This is a genomic window from Variimorphobacter saccharofermentans, assembly GCF_014174405.1.
Taxonomy (GTDB): Bacteria; Bacillota; Clostridia; order Lachnospirales; family Lachnospiraceae; genus Mobilitalea; species Mobilitalea saccharofermentans.
On the sequence record NZ_JACEGA010000001.1, the window covers coordinates 475722 to 494454 of the forward strand.

Consider the following 18733-nt stretch of genomic DNA (forward strand, 5'->3'; position numbering starts at 1 on the left):
ATGTCTCAGGCGAATATGAATTTTCGCCTAATTCATACAAAATACAGCAACATATTCTTCCATCAGTGTATTATGGTAAGTCATTATCCCCGCTGACACATTATGAAATATCCCTTTTTTTCATATTCTGCTACAGATTACCTGAAATTAACTTTGACATATGATACTAGGCATGGTTTAATTATTTTGTTGACACAGTTCGACCTGATGATAGCGAAAAGGGACTAATAATTTGACATGAAAAGGGGCATGCATATGAGTAGCAGGAATGGTGGAAAAGAAAGAAAGAATGTCTTATACCTTACGTTACTATTAACAATGGTAAGTGTATTCTTTAGTAATGTAACAAAGGCTTCAGCAGCATCGATTCAGCCTGATAATGGGGCTTCTTTCGAGACGGTTATTTCGGAAGCAATCCAGCCAACGAACGAAACGGTAACACTATCTCCAACAGTATCTCCGGAACCCACACTAACACCGGACAAAGAGGTGGAACCAACACCTACAGCAGCCTTGGAGCCCACATTATCGCCGGACGAAGCAGTGACACCGACTCCTGCAGGAGCTCCGGAGCCTACGCTACCACCGGATGGAACAGTAACACCGACACCTTCAGACGATACGACACCAAGCATTACGCCATCACCGACTCCGGTTCCCTATCGTTCCAGAACACTTCCACTTATGGCAGAGTACGATTATATAGGAAAGAGTGTAACCGGAATTACGAACAAGAAGGAGTCAGTAAAGGCTCTAAATAAAAAGGTCAAAAAGTATGGGACTCTATACGGTACCGGAATGCCACTGGCGGAATATAAAAGTGCTACGGGATATCATTGGGTTGATATGACCGAATATAATAAAGAACCTGTAACAATCAACGTAGATATTACTAAAACGATGGACTATGATACATACGTGAATATATTAAAGAAGCTTTCCAGATATGAAGGTGTATTTCTCTATAAAATTGGTAAATCCACAGAGGGTAGGGATCTCTATTCAATTGAAATCGATATGGAGTCCACAAGTAAGAAAAAAGTATTTATGCTGACTGGTCAGGTTCATGCAAGAGAATTTGCAGGGGGAACTTATATTGTAAAGCAATTTGTTGATCTTGTGCAGAAGGCTCAGACAGATGAGAAAACAATGGAGCTTCTAAAAAATAATAAATTTGTTGCTGTTCCGATTATTAATGTAGACGGAAGGGAAGCATTGATTAAGTCTCCAAGCAAATGGACTACACAAGGAAAGCAGCTTTGGAAGGCTTATACGAATGGCACCGATGGCAATAGGAATTTTCCGGGCTTACAATGGGGACAGGTGGCCAATGGAAAGAAGATGATATCCAGTATTTCAAAAAAACCGGCATATGCTAATTACGTCGGAGATTATGCAGGTTCTAACAGCGAAACAAAGGCCATGATGAAATGGATATATCATTATACAATTGCGGAGCAGGCAGATTTTTATCTGGATATGCATCAGCAGGGCTCCATTATATATGCCGGCAAGACCTGGCAGACCAAAAAGCAGGAGCAGCGATGTCAGGTTCTTCGTACCGGCGTACTGAATGTAATCAATAAAGGAAGTAGTAAAAGAAAATATGGCAGAGTATACGAAAGCTCGTTATATGGGATACGGGGAGAGGGTAGCAGTCTGACGGATTATGCTGTATCGCTGGCTGTAGGAGCGAAATTCTCACCGGCCTACGGGTTCTCAGTATTTACGGATGGTAAAAAAGAATATCCTTTACTTCAGGTGAAGGATTTGGATAAAAAGACAGTTCAGGTGAAGGAAGCAAATAAGAACTTCGCTGCCATTACAGTAGAGATTGGTTATGGAACAAGCTATCTTGGTAATTCCGCTTCTACCAGAAAGCTACTTGCAAAGGAATACTATAATTATTATTTTGATCAGCTGCTCGAAGCACTACCCAGTATTGCTAAATAATATTAATATAAGTAAATACCATTACAATAGTAGAGTTAATAAGCATGACCTCTTATGATATATTATCAAGGGAATCGTTGCTTATTAACTCTATTTTTCGTATATATTGGGACAAAAGTATTAATAATGTTACATAAGAGAAACATAAAGGGTTTGCCACAAATGTAAATATTTGTTAAACTATAACTGAATCATTATGGAGTAGCAAAATGATTGAGGTGATAAAGTATGAGAATTAAGTATAGAAAAGCCATATTATTATGTATCATGAGTACCTTTGGTATAGGAATTTTCCTGTTGTTACTGTATCCGGACCTTATCAGCAAAAAAAAGAGTGAAAGTTTAGAAACATCTATTGATAAAGACATCGTTGTAGTAGATAATAATACTACTGAGAATACCAATGCAGAGAATCAGAGCACCATTATGAATACTTCAGAGGCAGGGATTGCAGAACCAACCGTTACACCGGCCATAACCCATCCGGTCTATGAACTGAAGGAGGGAGGCTATCCGGAGATAGAAGAACTTATACAGAAATACTACCAGGCGAAGGTAAGTTGTGATAAAGAAAAGATGAAAAAGATATTAAGCAACCCGGATACAGCACCTACACTGGAGCAGATGAAAGCGGATGTGCATTTTGTAGAGGAGTACCAGAATATCAAATGCTATACGAAGAAAGGGTATGAAGAGAATAGCTACATTGTATATGTGTATCACGAAATTAAATATGTGAACATCTCAACAGCTGCACCGGCCACGGATAATTTCTATGTCATTACCGATTCAAAGGGAGAATTAAAGATCTATTCGGACCCATATAGTGAGGAACTGGAAGAGTATTATTACGCCAGACGCCAGGATGAGGATGTGCAGGAACTGATACGGTTAACCAATAAAAAAAGCAAAGAGGCGAAAAAGAAGGATAAGCTGCTTGATACATTCTGGACCAACTTGGAGAAAATGGCGTCGGAAGAAGAGAAGTCGGATAATTCTGATTAGGAAGCGGAGAAGTCAGAAGAATACAGATAACGATTAACGCTTAGTGAGCAACAAATGAGGAGACAGAAAGGGAATATAAGATGAAAAATATTGTATTGATTGGAATGCCGGGTGCTGGTAAAAGTACCATAGGAGTCATACTTGCCAAGGTAATCGGATATAACTTCATTGATTCAGATTTATTAATTCAGGAACGGGAAGGATGTCTGCTGAAAGACATTATCGAACGGGATGGCCTTAATGGACTTATTGCCATTGAAAATAAGGTGAACAGCGAGATCAGTGCTCAACATAGCGTAATTGCTACAGGTGGAAGTGTAATCTACGGAAAGGAAGCAATGGAGCATTTGAGAGAAATTGGAACAGTGGTATATATCAAATTAAGCTTTGAAACCATTAATAACCGGCTCGGTAATATCAAGCAAAGAGGAGTTGTTTTCCGGGAAGGACAGACGCTTCTCTCCCTTTATCAGGAGCGTTGTCCGTTATATGAACAATATGCTCATATTATCATTGACGGAGAAGGACTTGGTATAGAGGAAGTCATGGAAAAGATACGGGTAGAAACGCAAGAAAACTGGAGCTAAAGCAGGCTCCAGTTACATCCTTGTTCCAATATTTGAACCAAAGCTTCCAGTTCATTTTTGTCTATGTCATTAAAACGGTCCGGTTCTGGACTGTCAATATCCAGGACGCCAACAATACGGCCCTCAGCATGGAGGGGAATTACGATTTCAGAACGGGAAGCATTATCACAGGCGATGTGACTGGGAAAGGCATGAACATCCGGTACCACCAAAGTCCGAGCTTCTTTTACAGCGGTACCACAGACACCCCTGCCAATGGGGATATGGATACAGGCAGGCTTACCTTGGAACGGGCCCAGTAAAAGTTCATCCTCATGAAGTAAATAGAAGCCTACCCAGTTTATATTGTTCAATGCCAGATTGAGTAAAGCCGAGGCATTCGCTAAGTTAGGGATAGGGTAGGGTTCATTCTCAATTAAAGCTGTTAGCTGTTCTTTCAACAAACGATAACATTCGGATTGATCCTCCGAATACAGTGTTTGAATTTCGTGCATAAATCCTCCGGTATTTCGTCATTTATTCAAATAGACGGTTCATCTTCTCTTTAAGGTTGCGTTTTCGCTTTTCTCTCTCTTCCGGTGCAATCTGATACATTCCGTTGATATCCTGAATAAGGACACTGCCTTCCTTACAGTGAAGAGGCAGCTTATATTTTGGAATGGATATAATCTTTTGATCCTCTTGCTCGCAGATGGCATAATTTCCTTCAAAACGGTCTATGATATATTTAGTCATAGTCCTCCTTCTTTCATGGTAATTAACTCTGTTGCTTACTACATCATATTCAGGTAAGGACAGCTTAACTCATAATGGTAGTTATTTAATGTCCTCCTCTGTAATAAGATAGTTTTCTTTATTAACAGAAATATTCTTACCATCCGATGCAAAAATGATGGTACCTTGCTGGTCTGTTCGGTATACCTTGATCTCGCGTTCCATCATCTCCTTCATGGTCTCTGCATGTGGATGACCATAATCATTATCTTTTCCCAAAGAAATAACAGCATATGTGGGATCTACAGCATCCAGGAAGGGCTCGCTATTACTGTCAGAAGAACCATGGTGGGATAACTTTAGAACATCTGCTGACAAGTCATAATGATTTTTCAACATTTCCTGCTCCGATGCTTTTCCTGCATCACCTAATAGCAGGAAGGAAGTACTTCCGTAAGTAAGCTTAATCCCAATACTATAATCATTCATTTCCTCATACTCATCAGAATTCGGTGCAACGAAGGTAAAGGTTGCAGGACCAAAGGAATAGGCTTGCCCCATATCCGGCTTGGTAATATTAAGCTGATTATCTTCGATGGCATCTAATAAATTCTCAAAGGTTTTTGTGGTATGAGTTACGGACGGGAGAAAGAGTCGGTCTGTAGGATAACGATTTAGAACACCGTCAAGTCCTCCGATATGATCGCTATGGGGATGGGTTCCGATTACATAATCAAGACGTGAAATATGATTTGCCTCCAGGTAATCAATAACAACCCTTTCTGCATAGTTTTCTCCGGCGTCGACCAACATTGCATGATTATCTGCTTCAATTAATATGGCATCTCCTTGCCCGACATCAATAAAGTGCACCTCAACAATACCGGTTCGTTCGGAGCTGCTATAGGTGTCCTTATCTGATTTAGAATTGTTGTAATAAATGAGAATTACGAGCACAGTCAGTAGAATTAAACCGCCGACACGGCTCAAGATCTGCTTTTTTTTCGTGTTCATATAAACCCTCTCCTTATATTAATTATATCGGGAAATTGCTCATTTTACAATGGACTTTATTATCTCATGGCATGTATAATTTCAAAAAGATTTCCTATTCATTCTTTCCATACTACATAATCATGATCGGATTATGTATAATAAGAAAAAGAGCAATAGGAGGAGCTGTTATGAGATTATTTGTAGCGGTTACATTTACGGAGTCTATTAAGACGGCAGTATATGAGGTGGAAGAAAGACTACGGCAGTATTGTAACGGAGGTACCTTTACGAATAGAGAGAATCTGCATCTGACGGTTGTCTTTATCGGTGAGACGAATCGCATTGAGGAAGTGAAACAGGCAATGAATGGTGCAGTATCAAAAATTGCAGCAGAACCATTTCTGATTACGATAAATGGTCTTGGGAAGTTTCGACGAAATGAAGGTGATATTTACTGGATGGGGATCGAGAAGCAGGAGGTGTTGTGGAAGCTGCAGAAGGCACTGGTAAAGGAACTGAAGGAAGCAGGCTTTTATGACATTGATGATAGAGAGTACAAACCCCATTTGACCTTAGGTAGAAGAGTCCGGGTAAAAAATGATTTTCATGAGAAAGAGTTTGCCAAGGATATCCCTTCGTTGAAAATGGAGGTAGGTAAGATCAGCCTGATGAAATCCGAGCGTGTTAATGGTAAGTTGGTTTATACCGAAATCTATCATACGATAATCCATTGTTGAGGCTATGGATTTGTGTTAAGATGAAGGTAACCCAATACTAGGAGTGAATAGTGTGTAAATCAAGATTTTTACATGCTGTCAACAGAATGGAGATAATATGAAGGTATTAGTGGATGCCGATGCTTGTCCGGTTAAGGATATCATTGAAGAGATTGCAAGCAAATGGGGATTACCTGTGATTATGCTGGCGGATACCAGTCATATACTGTCATCGGAATACAGTGAGGTAGTGCTTGTGAGTAAAGCGCCGGATGCTGTGGATTTTGCACTGATTAACCGAACCTCCTGTGGAGATATTGTGGTGACACAGGATTATGGAGTAGCTGCCATGGCGTTAGCAAAAGGAGCCAAAGCCATACATCCGGGTGGAAAGATATATACCGATGATAATATTGATATTATGCTTATGGAGAGAGATATAGCGAAGAAATGTAGGAAGGCGGGAGAGAGAATCGGGGGACATACAAAGAAGCGTACAGCCGAAGATAATGCCCGGTTTGCTACAGTATTCGAACAAATCTGCCGCAATTCCCTGGAGGGGAAATAAGCTTATCTCATTAATAATAGAAGGACAAATGATTATTATTTATATTATGGAAATAAATGTAAAATCATTATACTGAGGAATTAATTATACATACTACATGAGTAGAGTACGGAAAAGGAGCACTATGTTACGATTGGCAAGATATTTAAAGCATTATAAGAAAGAAGTAATACTTGGACCGTTCTTTAAATTACTGGAAGCGATCTTCGAATTAATTGTACCACTGGTTATGGCATCAATTATTGATACTGGTATCCGTGGAGGAGACCGGGTATATGTACTGCAACGAGGAGGTATCCTGCTTTTACTTGGCACATCAGGGCTGATTTTTGCATTAATCTGTCAATACAGTGCATCGAAGGCATCTCAGGGGTTTGGAACAATGGTTAGAAATGATTTATTTTCCCATATTAATTCCCTGTCCCATGGCGAACTTGATGGCTTTGGTACGAATTTTCTTATTACCGTTATTACTAACGATGTGAATCAGATGCAGCTGGCAGTGGCAATGCTGATCCGGCTTGTGGTAAGAGCCCCTTTTCTGGTAGTTGGTGCGATTATTATGGCAATGCTGCTGGATCTTAAGCTGTCCATTGTTTTTCTTGTGGTCGCCCCCCTGGTTTCCTTTATTCTGTATTGGGTTATGAAGAAATCCGTCCCCTTTTATAAGGTAAGACAAAAGGTACTCGATAGGATATCCATGATTACCAGGGAGAATTTAACCGGAGCAAGAGTAATCCGTGCTTTTTCTACCCAGGATAAGGAGGAAAAGCGCTTTGAAGATACGAATGAAGAGGCTGCTCAGATTGCCATTCGAGTGGGAAAGCTGTCGGCTATTTTAAATCCGGCCACCTTTACTATAATGAATATGGCTATCATAGCCATAATCTGGTTTGGAGGAATACAAGTGGATACCGGCCACCTGACACAGGGTGAAGTCATAGCCTTTGTTAATTACATGACTCAGATATCACTGGCATTGGTGGTGGTAGCCAATCTGGTAGTGATCTTTACGAAGGCAGGAGCCTCTGCTACCCGAATTAATCAGGTATTTGATACAAAACCTCATATGCAGGAGGGTAAAGTTACGATAGAGGATCTGGAACAGGAAAAGGGGGATGGTATAAGCCAGAAGCCAATTATTTCTCTTAGAGAGATATACTTTGCATATCCGGATTCTGAGGAGTATGCACTTGAGAATATAACATTTGATGTGATGCCCGGAGAAACCATCGGAATTATCGGTGGTACCGGCTCAGGTAAGTCCACCCTGGTTAATCTATTACCAAGGCTTTATGATGCGACAAAGGGTGAGCTTCTTATAAATGGATTGGATATCAAGGAATATTCCTATGATACGTTACGCAGGCAATTTGGCATTGCACCGCAGAAGACAGTGTTATTCTCAGGAAGTATTCGGGACAATCTGCGTATGGCTAAGGAAGATGCCACCGATGAGGAGATCAGGAGAGCAATACGAATTTCCCAGTCAGAAGAATTCGTAGAGACCCTTTCGAAAGGCTATGATAGTGAGATTTCTCAGGGGGGAAAGAACCTCTCCGGTGGGCAGCGGCAGAGATTAACCATAGCAAGAGCACTTATCCGTAATCCCAAGATATTGATTCTGGATGATAGCGCAAGCGCGCTGGATTATAGCACGGAGGCGAAACTTCGTAAGGCTCTATACACGGAATGCGGTGGTATGACCATCATTATGGTCTCCCAGAGAGCAGGAAGTATCCGGCATGCAGATAAAATTATAGTCATGGATGACGGAAAGATTGCCGGAATTGGAACTCATAATCAGCTAATAAAAAGCTGTGAGGTATATCGTGAAATCTGTCACTCCCAACCAGGTATGGAGGAGGTGACGGAAGCATGAAGCAGAAGAATAATAACAAGGCAGTTCTTTTTCGATTATTAGCCTATACCAAACCATACCGTCTCTCACTGATATTATCACTGTTATGTGCATTAATTAGTGTAACCCTTTCTTTATTAACCCCAATCCTCATAGGGCGGGCAGTGGATTACATCGTAGGAGAAGGAAATGTGGCATTCTCTAAAATCATACCGGTGCTGGCTGAGCTTGCATTAGCAATCGTTGGAAGCGCAGTTTTTCAGTGGCTGATGACGTATCATACGAATAAAATTACGTTTCGTACCATTAAAGATTTGAGAACAAGAGCCTTTCACCAACTGAACAAGGTTCCTTTGAGGTATATTGATCAGAACTCTCACGGAAATATTATGAATAGTATGGTAAATGATATTGATACGGTATCGGATGGCCTATTACAAGGCTTCGCCCAATTATTCACCGGGTTGGTAACGATATTCGGGACCATTATTTTCATGCTGATGATGAATGTTACAGTCGGTCTTGCTGTTATCCTACTGACGCCCTTATCCCTATTTGTGGCATCCTTTATCTCTAAGCACATCTACAGCAAGTTCGCAGAGCAATCTAAGATCCGCGGCGAGCTGAGCGGGTTGATTGAAGAGATGGTGGGAAATCAAAAGCTTGTAAAACTGCTATCCTATGAAGAAAAATCACAGGAGTGTTTTGAAGAGATTAATGAGCGGTTACATCAATGCGGAGTGTTAGCACAGTTCTATTCCGCACTAACGAATCCTTGTACCAGATTTGTGAATGGAATCGTATATGCTACTGTTGGAGTATTAGGAGCATTTACAGCAATACGGGGAATGATCTCGGTAGGACAGTTGTCCAGCTTTCTGGCTTATGCCAATCAATACACCAAGCCCTTCAATGAGATCTCCGGTGTCATTACAGAATTACAGTCTGCTCTGGCATCAGCACAGCGAGTATTTGCCCTTATCGATGCAGAGCCGGAAAGCTCGGACGAAGGCCTGCTGTCAGTACTAGCCTGTGACGGAAGCGTAACCATACAGAATGTAAGCTTTTCCTATAATTCGGAGGCTCCCCTGATCGAGAACTTTAATCTGAAGGTAAAACCCGGGCAGAGAGTAGCAATTGTAGGTCCTACCGGAAGCGGGAAGACCACCATTATTAATCTCCTTATGCGTTTTTATGATACGGATAGTGGAGAGATTATACTAAGTGGAACCGATATTCGTCAGATGAAGAGAGAAACCTTACGCAATATGTTCGGTATGGTGCTTCAGGATACCTGGCTTTTCCAAGGTACAGTAAGAGATAATATTGCTTATGGAAAAGAGGATGCTACCGAAGAAGAAATTATAGCTGCTGCAAAAGCCGTACACGCCCATGGCTTTATTAAACGTATGCCCCAGGGATATGATACGGTACTAACCGATGAGGGAAGTAATATTTCCCAAGGACAGAGGCAGCTGCTGAGTATTGCAAGGGTTATGCTGCGTAAACCTCCGATGCTGATACTGGATGAAGCAACGAGTAACATCGATACCAGAACCGAGGTATATATTCAGAGGGCATTTACGAAACTGATGGAGGGGCGCACCAGTTTTATCGTAGCGCACCGACTGTCTACGATTAAGGAAGCCGATATGATACTGGTCATGAATAAGGGTAAGATCATCGAACAGGGAAATCATGAGGAGCTATTAAGAATGAATGGATTTTACGCACAGCTTTATCACAGTCAGTTTGAGCGACACACAGACTGATGGTTCCATTGTGCTACGATGAATTTATAATCATATGATATATTGATGTAATTGTTAGGATTATTAACGGATGCTGGATAAATGTATTAGCAGGGACTATGAATTACCTATGGTAAATCTAGTCCCTGTAACTATATTACAGAAAAAGCCTATTCTTGCTTGGCTTGGACTGTATAAAAAACAGAACAAACATTCGAAAATTGTATTGATTTTACAACATGCCTATGTTATAATAACTTGCGACATGTAAAGAGTCTGCTTAGATTTACCAATATTGGTAAAGATATAGTTAATATAATTAGATTAGATAATATAGATAATGAGGGAAATAAAGATAATATTGATAATAAAGATAATATTGATAATAAAGATAATATGCATAACTTCGTTTATGCGTATGGCAGGGAGGTAATTGATTGTATGGAATTTAAACTGGTATCAGAATTTGCACCTACCGGTGATCAGCCGGAAGCGATCAAAGCACTTGTCGATGGTTTCCGCAGCGGCAATCAGTGCCAGACACTGCTTGGTGTTACCGGTTCCGGTAAGACCTTTACAATGGCCAATGTTATACAGGCACTTCAGAAGCCGACACTTATTATTGCACATAATAAAACGTTGGCTGCCCAGCTTTACGGTGAATTTAAGGAATTTTTTCCGGAGAATGCCGTAGAGTATTTTGTAAGCTATTATGATTATTATCAACCAGAAGCCTATGTTCCGTCAACGGACACCTATATAGAGAAGGATTCCTCCATCAATGATGAGATTGATAAGCTACGACATTCCGCCACGGCCTCCTTGGCAGAGCGTAATGATGTGATTATCGTAGCCAGTGTATCCTGTATCTATGGGTTAGGTAGCCCAATTGACTATAGGAATATGGTGATATCCTTAAGACCGGGAATGGTGAAGGACCGGGATGAGGTATTAAGAAAGCTGATTGAGATACAATATGACCGTAACGACATGGATTTTAAGCGAGGAACGTTCCGTGTTCGTGGGGATGTGGTGGAGATCTTCCCGGCATATTCCGATGATGTTGCTATCAGAGTAGAGTTCTTCGGTGATGAAGTAGAACGAATCCTTTCGATTGATGTACTAACCGGAGAGATTAAGTGCAGCCTGCAACATATAGCCATATTCCCGGCTTCCCATTATGTTGTTTCTCCCGAGAAGCTGGAAGAAGCAATCCGTAATATCGAAGAAGAGATGATCGAACAGGTACGTTATTTTAAAAGTGAGGATAAGCTCCTTGAAGCACAGAGAATATCGGAGAGAACGAACTTTGATATTGAGATGATGCGAGAGACTGGATTTTGTTCCGGTATCGAGAATTATTCAAGGCATCTGACCGGTCTGGAGCCAGGATGCCCACCCCATACTTTGATGGACTACTTTCCGGATGATTTCTTGATTATCGTGGATGAGTCCCATATTACGCTGCCTCAGATTCGGGGAATGTATGCAGGTGACCGTTCAAGAAAGCAGACCTTGGTGGATTATGGTTTCCGACTTCCATCAGCACTGGATAACAGACCACTGAATTTTCAAGAATTTGAGAGTAAGATTAGTCAGATATTGTTCGTATCGGCAACTCCTTCCATATATGAGAGAGAGCATGAACTTCTTCGAACAGAACAGGTAATCCGTCCTACCGGCTTACTGGATCCGGAAGTGTCTGTTAGACCAGTGGAAGGACAGATTGATGATCTGTTGGGTGAAATCCATAAAGAATTGGATAAGAAGAATAAGGTATTGGTAACGACCTTAACCAAGCGTATGGCAGAGGATTTGACAGACTATCTTCGCGAAGTCGGTATTCGAGTGAAGTATCTGCACTCTGATATAGACACCTTGGAACGATCAGAGATTATCCGTGATATGAGAATGGATGTATTTGATGTACTGGTAGGTATTAACCTTCTGAGAGAAGGTCTTGATATCCCCGAGGTGGGATTGGTTGCTATTCTGGATGCAGATAAGGAAGGGTTCCTTCGTTCGGCAACCTCATTAATTCAGACAATTGGTCGTGCCGCCCGTAATGCAGAGGGACACGTTGTTATGTATGCGGATCATATTACGGAATCCATGGAGATCGCCATCTCTGAGACAAACCGTAGAAGAGCAATACAAAAGGAATATAATGAAAAGCATGGTATTACGCCGACAACGATTAAGAAGAAGGTTCGAGACCTGATCAGCATCTCTAAGAAAACGGAGAAGGAACTGGTGGATATGGAGAAAGATATGGAGTCCATGTCCAGACAGGAACTGGAGGAGATGGCCAAGAAGATATCCAAGCAAATGCATACTGCTGCTGCAGAACTTAACTTTGAGCTGGCTGCTGAATTAAGGGATAAGCTGCTTGAACTGAAAAAGCATCTTGAAGAGACCAAGTAAGAATGGAATACTGTCGGCAAGGCTGGCTGTATCACATCATAGCTTGCTAAGTAAGCTGCTTATATACTAATAAATGAAAGAATAGAACAGGTGGAACTATGTCAGATAAAAAGAAATACATTAAAATAAGAGGTGCAAAGGAGAACAACCTTAAGAATCTTAGTGTAGATATTCCCAGAGATCAATTTGTTGTATTGACGGGGCTGAGTGGTTCAGGAAAGTCATCCCTTGCATTTGACACTATTTATGCAGAAGGACAGCGTAGATATATGGAATCGCTGTCGTCCTATGCCAGACAGTTTCTTGGTCAGATGGAAAAGCCACAGGTAGAGAGTATTGAAGGACTTCCGCCTGCCATATCCATCGATCAGAAATCTACCAATCGTAATCCGCGTTCTACCGTTGGTACCGTAACAGAGATTTATGATTACTTCCGTCTGCTATATGCTAGAATTGGTATCCCACATTGTCCTCAGTGTGGTAAAGAGATTAAGAAGCAAACCATCGATCAGATGGTGGATGAAATAATGGCGCTACCGCAGGGAACCAAGATACAGCTTCTGGCTCCGGTGGTTCGTGGCCGTAAGGGAGAGCATGTTAAGCTATTCGAACAGGCGAAGCGAAGCGGTTATGTCAGAGTTCGTGTGGACGGTAATCTTTATGAATTATCGGAAGAGATAAAGTTAGAGAAGAATAATAAGCATAATATTGAGATTATTGTTGACCGTCTTGTTGTAAAGGAAGGCATTGAGAAACGTCTATCCGATTCCATCGAGAACGTATTAAAGCTGGCAGAAGGACTTTTATATGTGGATGTCATTGATGGAGAGCAGATGATCTTCAGCCAGAATTTCGCATGTGCAGACTGTGGAATCAGCATAGACGAGGTGGAACCAAGAAGCTTCTCCTTTAATAATCCCTTTGGAGCATGTCCGGAGTGTCACGGTCTTGGTAATAAGATGGAATTTGATGAGGAGCTACTGATTTGCGATTCAAGTAAGAGTCTGATTGATGGTGCAATCGCCGCACCCGGCTGGCAATCGGTTGTGGATAAAGGAAGTTATTCCAGATGCATATTGGAAGCACTGGCAAAGGAATATAAGTTTGATCTGAACACCCCATATGAGAAGCTGCCGGAGGATATCCGCCATATGTTTATGTACGGAACCAATGGAAAGTCGGTGAAGGTACACTATCGGGGACAGCGGGGTGTCGGTGTATATGATGTTGCATTTGAAGGCTTAATACGTAATGTGGAACGACGTTACCGTGAAACATCCTCGGATGGTGTAAAACAGGAGTATGAGACCTTTATGAGGACAACACCCTGTAAGGTATGTAACGGTAAGCGTCTGAAGAAGGAAGCACTGGCTGTTACCGTGGGAGATAAGAATATCGCAGAGGTAACAGAGTATTCCATACGTGAGCTTGCCACCTTCATGAATGAATTACAATTAACCACAATGCAACAGAAAATCGGTGAATTGGTATTAAAAGAAATCAAATCGAGAATCAGCTTCTTGATTGATGTAGGTCTCGATTATCTTACTTTAGCAAGAGCAACGGGTACCTTATCCGGCGGTGAAGCGCAAAGAATTCGTCTTGCGACACAGATTGGCTCCGGACTGGTGGGTGTGGCGTATATCTTAGATGAGCCAAGTATCGGTCTTCATCAAAGAGATAATGATAAGCTGTTAAAGACGTTGAATAATCTCAGAGATCTGGGAAATTCATTAATTGTTGTTGAGCATGATGAGGACACGATGTTCGCTGCGGATTATATCATCGATATCGGGCCCGGTGCCGGAGAGCATGGTGGAGAAGTTATCGCATGTGGTACGGCAGAAGAAATCATGAAAGTTGAGGAATCCATTACGGGTGCCTATCTGAGTGGAAGAATTCAGATTCCAGTACCGAAGAAGAGAAGAAAGCCCACCGGATATTTATCCATAATCGGAGCCGCAGAGAATAACTTAAAGAATATTAATGTGGATATACCGTTAGGAATAATGACCTGTATTACGGGAGTATCAGGATCGGGAAAGAGCTCACTGGTGACTGAGATTTTATATAAGAGACTGGCCAGGGATCTGAACCGTGCCCGTACGATACCCGGCAAGCATGCGGATATGAAAGGTATAGAACAGCTCGATAAGGTAATTAACATTGATCAATCTCCCATCGGAAGAACTCCGAGATCCAATCCGGCTACCTATACCGGGGTATTTGATCAAATTCGAGATTTGTTTGCTTCTACCCAGGAGGCGAAAATGCGAGGCTATACCAAGGGCCGTTTCAGCTTCAATATTAAGGGTGGACGTTGTGAAGCCTGCAACGGAGACGGTATTCTGAAGATTGAGATGAACTTCCTTCCCGATATCTATGTACCATGCGAGGTCTGCGGAGGAAAGCGATATAATAGAGAGACCCTGGAGGTTCATTATAAGGGCAAGAACATCTATGAAGTATTGGATATGACAGTAGAAGAAGCAGTTCATTTCTTTGAGAATGTCCCTTCGATCAAGAGAAAGATTGAGACACTGAATGATGTTGGTCTATCCTATCTACGATTAGGTCATCCCTCTACTTCTTTATCCGGTGGTGAAGCACAAAGAATCAAGCTTGCTACGGAGCTTAGCAAACGAAGTACCGGTAAGACCATATATATCCTGGACGAGCCTACCACTGGATTACATTTTGCGGACGTTCATAAGTTAATTGATATATTAAAGCGTTTCACCGAGACCGGCAATACGGTAGTAGTTATTGAACATAATCTGGATGTTATTAAGACAGCAGACTATATCATCGACATCGGACCGGAAGGCGGAGATAAGGGAGGTACTGTAATCGCACAAGGAACTCCTGAGGAAGTGGCTAAGAATAAGAAATCCTATACCGGAGCCTATGTGAAAAAGTATATAGAGAAAAAGTAAATATTGAGATGAATTTGATTGTGAAGCATATCTCATGAGAAATGTGCGGATTAAGTATAACCCTCCGTTATGGGCTGTGATCATTACGGGGGGTTTTGCTTTCACTAGTATAGAAAAGGAAGGTACATATGGAATATAGCTTTTTTGCCATGATTTCAAGAATGAAGTTGATTGAGCGATGGGCGCTTATGAGGAATTCTCTATCTGAGAACATCAGTGAACATTCTCTGGAGGTTAGTATTATCGCACATGCATTGGCGGTAATCAGTAATGAGAGACTGGGGAATCAGCTCAATGCAGAAAAGGCGGCATTAATTGGGATCTATCATGATGCCACAGAGATTATTACTGGGGATATGCCTACGCCCATCAAATATTTTAATGAGAACATCCAGGGTGCATTTAAGGAAATCGAAAAGACAGCCGCTAACCGTCTTCTTTCCATGTTACCAGAGGATATGAGGGAGAGCTACCAATCCGTTTTCTTTCCTAAGGAGGATGAGCTCTTATTGTGGAAATTAGTAAAGGCAGCGGATAAGCTTTCTGCATTAATTAAGTGTATACAGGAAAGAAAGGCCGGTAATACTGAATTTGTCAGCGCAGAGCAATCGATCAGAGCGATACTGGTGGATATGAAGTTAGAAGAGGTAGATATCTTTATGAAAGAATTTCTTCCGGCTTATAATAAGACCTTAGATGAATTGTAAAATACTGTGATGGACGTGGGATGGATGATTAATCATCCATCTACATTTTGGTTATTCTGGGAACCACCAGCAAAGCAGCGGGTAAGATACACCCGTAATTTATCTGTTACAAAGGAGGGATAGTGTGATAACAATCGATGGTAAATGGATAATGGAAGGCTTAAGCAGATCGGATTCAAGAAGAATTAAGACAAGCCAGGAGCTTGTAGATTATGTAAATGAAGTCGGATTTTTACCACTTTTTAAAAACTCAGTAAAAGGCTTCTCTGTAGAAGAGATGACTGCCTCAGATTCCTGGTGGGCCGGAGTACCAGGTGAGGATCCTTGGGAATGGCGTGAGGTAATTGCTGCAGAAGGAAATCTTGCATATGGCAAATTATTTGGGAATCGGGCAGGATATATCTCGAAGGAGTGGTATCCATATTTTGCATCCTATCGCAGGGACGGATATGACTTTGACAGCCGGTATGAGGATGGACTGGCCAGTCACCGTACAAAGCGGATTATGGATGTGCTGTCCATATATGATATGCTACCCTCCAATGAGCTCCGTGTAATGGCAGGTTTTGGTGTCGGTGGAGAAAAAGGATATGAAGGAGCGCTGACAAGCCTGCAAATGCAGACATATATTACCATTCGCTGTTTTAAGAAAAGAACCAATAAAAAGAATGTGGAATATGGATGGCCAGTTGCTTATTATTCCATAAGTGAAAAGCTATTTGGAGAGGATTATGTTCGGTCTGCCTATAAGTATGGTACAGATGAATGCAAAGCCAGAATAATGGACCATCTGGCTAAGAGATATCCAGATGCTACAAGGAAAGAGATTGAGAAAGTAATAAAGTAGGGTACATGATGACTGTCTGATTACACATTATGTGAAGTCGGACAGTTGCTTTATATATGGGATATTACCGGGAGAACTATGATATAAAGAATTAGTGATAATGTAAGGATTAGTAAATCGAAGGAATATATGGGTAATATTACTAGTAAAATAGTTCTACATTTGAAGGAGATATACGGATTCAATGCTTGAAAAACCTTAGAAAATCATAGGTTTGCAGGAATCATAACAGAACATATAACGGATTATTGCATTATTAAGCAATATTATGTAAATGCTTGAAAAATGGCAGCATATAGATTAATATAGAAATTAAGGAAGTAATATGTTGTAACTACACGTATACTGTACACAGAAAGGAAAGGGAAATAAATGAGGGTATCTACTTTTGACGAAACACAAATGAATAAAAGTATTAGAAAAAGTCTTCTGGTAAAAAGAATTATTACTTTAGCTATTGTATTTAGCGCATTATTTATTATTCTGGGGCCTGCTAAGGCTATTTTAGCAGCTACCGGGTCTCAGGTGAGAGTTGATATAAATTACATTGAGGAAACAGCTACAGTTTCTGCTGGTTCCGGCGGTAGTACAAAGCTATTTATGAGTACGGATAACCAAAAGACATGGGACTTAATCGACAGTACAGGTGTTGTTGATATCGTACCCATGCTTAAGACCAAGGAAGTTAGTGTATTCTTTAAAGGAAATAAGGATACCAATCCTTTGGAAGTAAAGCTACAGGCAGAAAATAAGGATGTGAAGGTTGCTTATACTGTTGAGAAGCAGGGAAATGGTGAGATGGCAGGAGTAATCACAGTTAATGGTGCAATGGAGTATAAAAAGGGTACTAATGGAGCGTGGAAGCCTATCAGTACGAAATTATATACTTCAATGTATGAAATAAAAGGAGCCACCCTATATTTTAGAATTCCTGCAACGGTGAATACACGGGCAAGTAAGGTAGTCTCTATACGTGTTCCTAAGAAACCGACTGCACCTAGCGTTAAGCTGGATGGAAGTAAGTTTCAGATCACCGGTCTGAAGAAGGGTGAGACACAATACCGTGTTGGAGACAATACAGCATGGATTGACTTTGCACCCTTGGATAATAAGACCAAAACTCTTGATTTAGCCGTATTATTCGGTAGTGGAGCTAATAATAATACACCAATTCCAGGAGGTACCATCGAGTTTCGTAAAGCTGGAACAGATAAGAAGATCCCTTCTGCAATCAAAGTAATTGAAGTAGCACCTCAACCTGTATGTCCTGCTTCAACCATTGCGGTAACCGGTTCCTCCATTAACATTACAGATAATACGCCGAAGATCGTATATGAGTATACGGTGGTTAAGGCATCCACCGGTACCATTGATGTCAGAGCATTAAAGTGGACCTCAATTAAGCCCGGTAAGCCAGTTACAGTAAGTAAGACATCAAAAGGTGATCGAATTCTGGTTCGTGTAAAGAGCTACACAGATGCCACGACGAAGCAGATCATTCCTGCATCAACCTATAGAGAATTCACGGTTTCATAGAATAATTGGACAAGAAACAATGATATCATGCTAAGTAATACGATAGAAAGTACGCTTTGCGAACTTACTATTGACATGAATATAAGGGTCTGTATATCGTAATGGAAGATCACCTTACGATATACAGACCCT

Annotated in this window: 15 protein-coding genes; 12 read left to right on the plus strand and 3 right to left on the minus strand. The window is 41.2% G+C overall.

All coding sequences use genetic code 11. The features are described from left to right. Window positions 1-255: 255 nt before the first annotated feature. The 3 genes from H0486_RS02160 (at window position 256) to H0486_RS02170 (ending at window position 3545) form a co-directional block, all read left to right on the plus strand. A complete protein-coding gene (locus H0486_RS02160) occupies window positions 256-1953 on the plus strand; it encodes a M14 family zinc carboxypeptidase (protein WP_228351445.1) in 1698 nt (565 codons plus the stop codon). A gap of 228 nt (window positions 1954-2181) precedes the next feature. Then, a complete protein-coding gene (locus H0486_RS02165; RefSeq protein WP_228351446.1) occupies window positions 2182-2958 on the plus strand; it encodes a hypothetical protein in 777 nt (258 codons plus the stop codon). An 80-nt stretch (window positions 2959-3038) separates the two neighbouring features. After that, the gene (locus H0486_RS02170) at window positions 3039-3545 is read left to right on the plus strand and encodes a shikimate kinase (RefSeq protein WP_228351447.1); all 507 of its coding nucleotides are present in this window, start codon (window positions 3039-3041) and stop codon (window positions 3543-3545) included. Here H0486_RS02170 and H0486_RS02175 read toward each other — a convergent pair. The 3 genes from H0486_RS02175 to H0486_RS02185 all read right to left on the minus strand — a co-directional run bounded on the left by H0486_RS02175 (window position 3542) and on the right by H0486_RS02185 (window position 5273). Further along, complete coding sequence (locus tag H0486_RS02175) at window positions 3542-4039, minus strand: GAF domain-containing protein (protein WP_228351448.1); 498 nt, start codon at window positions 4037-4039, stop codon at window positions 3542-3544. The genes H0486_RS02170 and H0486_RS02175 overlap by 4 nt on opposite strands. A gap of 22 nt (window positions 4040-4061) precedes the next feature. Continuing rightward, complete coding sequence (locus H0486_RS02180; RefSeq protein ID WP_228351449.1) at window positions 4062-4280, minus strand: DUF3006 domain-containing protein; 219 nt, start codon at window positions 4278-4280, stop codon at window positions 4062-4064. 81 nt (window positions 4281-4361) lie between these two features. After that, window positions 4362-5273, minus strand: coding sequence for a ComEC/Rec2 family competence protein (locus tag H0486_RS02185; RefSeq protein WP_228351450.1), 912 nt, complete (start codon window positions 5271-5273; stop codon window positions 4362-4364). 170 nt (window positions 5274-5443) lie between these two features. Here H0486_RS02185 and thpR point away from each other — a divergent pair, with 170 nt between their 5' ends. The 9 genes from thpR to H0486_RS02230 all read left to right on the plus strand — a co-directional run bounded on the left by thpR (window position 5444) and on the right by H0486_RS02230 (window position 18601). Continuing rightward, a complete protein-coding gene (thpR, locus tag H0486_RS02190; RefSeq protein ID WP_228351451.1) occupies window positions 5444-5992 on the plus strand; it encodes an RNA 2',3'-cyclic phosphodiesterase in 549 nt (182 codons plus the stop codon). 97 nt (window positions 5993-6089) lie between these two features. Then, complete coding sequence (locus H0486_RS02195; RefSeq protein WP_228351452.1) at window positions 6090-6539, plus strand: YaiI/YqxD family protein; 450 nt, start codon at window positions 6090-6092, stop codon at window positions 6537-6539. Window positions 6540-6663: 124 nt separating this feature from the next. Continuing rightward, entirely contained in the window at window positions 6664-8421 is a 1758-nt protein-coding gene (locus tag H0486_RS02200; protein ID WP_228351453.1) for an ABC transporter ATP-binding protein, read from the plus strand. Continuing rightward, window positions 8418-10172, plus strand: coding sequence for an ABC transporter ATP-binding protein (locus H0486_RS02205; RefSeq protein ID WP_228351454.1), 1755 nt, complete (start codon window positions 8418-8420; stop codon window positions 10170-10172). Before H0486_RS02200 ends, H0486_RS02205 begins: the two co-directional genes overlap by 4 nt. A 420-nt stretch (window positions 10173-10592) precedes the next feature. Beyond that, window positions 10593-12575: an excinuclease ABC subunit UvrB gene (uvrB, locus tag H0486_RS02210; protein ID WP_228351455.1), complete on the plus strand. Its 1983-nt coding sequence runs from the start codon at window positions 10593-10595 to the stop codon at window positions 12573-12575. Between the two features lie 98 nt (window positions 12576-12673). Next, on the plus strand, window positions 12674-15511 hold the full coding sequence (gene uvrA / locus H0486_RS02215) for an excinuclease ABC subunit UvrA (RefSeq protein ID WP_228351456.1): 2838 nt from the start codon (window positions 12674-12676) through the stop codon (window positions 15509-15511). Window positions 15512-15639: 128 nt separating this feature from the next. After that, window positions 15640-16218 carry a 5'-deoxynucleotidase gene (yfbR, locus tag H0486_RS02220; protein ID WP_228351457.1) on the plus strand — a complete coding sequence of 193 codons (579 nt, stop codon included), beginning with the start codon at window positions 15640-15642 and terminating at the stop codon, window positions 16216-16218. Between the two features lie 124 nt (window positions 16219-16342). Next, window positions 16343-17065, plus strand: a complete 723-nt coding sequence (locus tag H0486_RS02225) for an AlkZ-related protein (protein WP_228351458.1) — start codon at window positions 16343-16345, stop codon at window positions 17063-17065. A gap of 372 nt (window positions 17066-17437) precedes the next feature. Next, window positions 17438-18601, plus strand: a complete 1164-nt coding sequence (locus H0486_RS02230) for a hypothetical protein (protein ID WP_228351459.1) — start codon at window positions 17438-17440, stop codon at window positions 18599-18601. The last annotated feature ends 132 nt before the right edge of the window (window positions 18602-18733 follow it).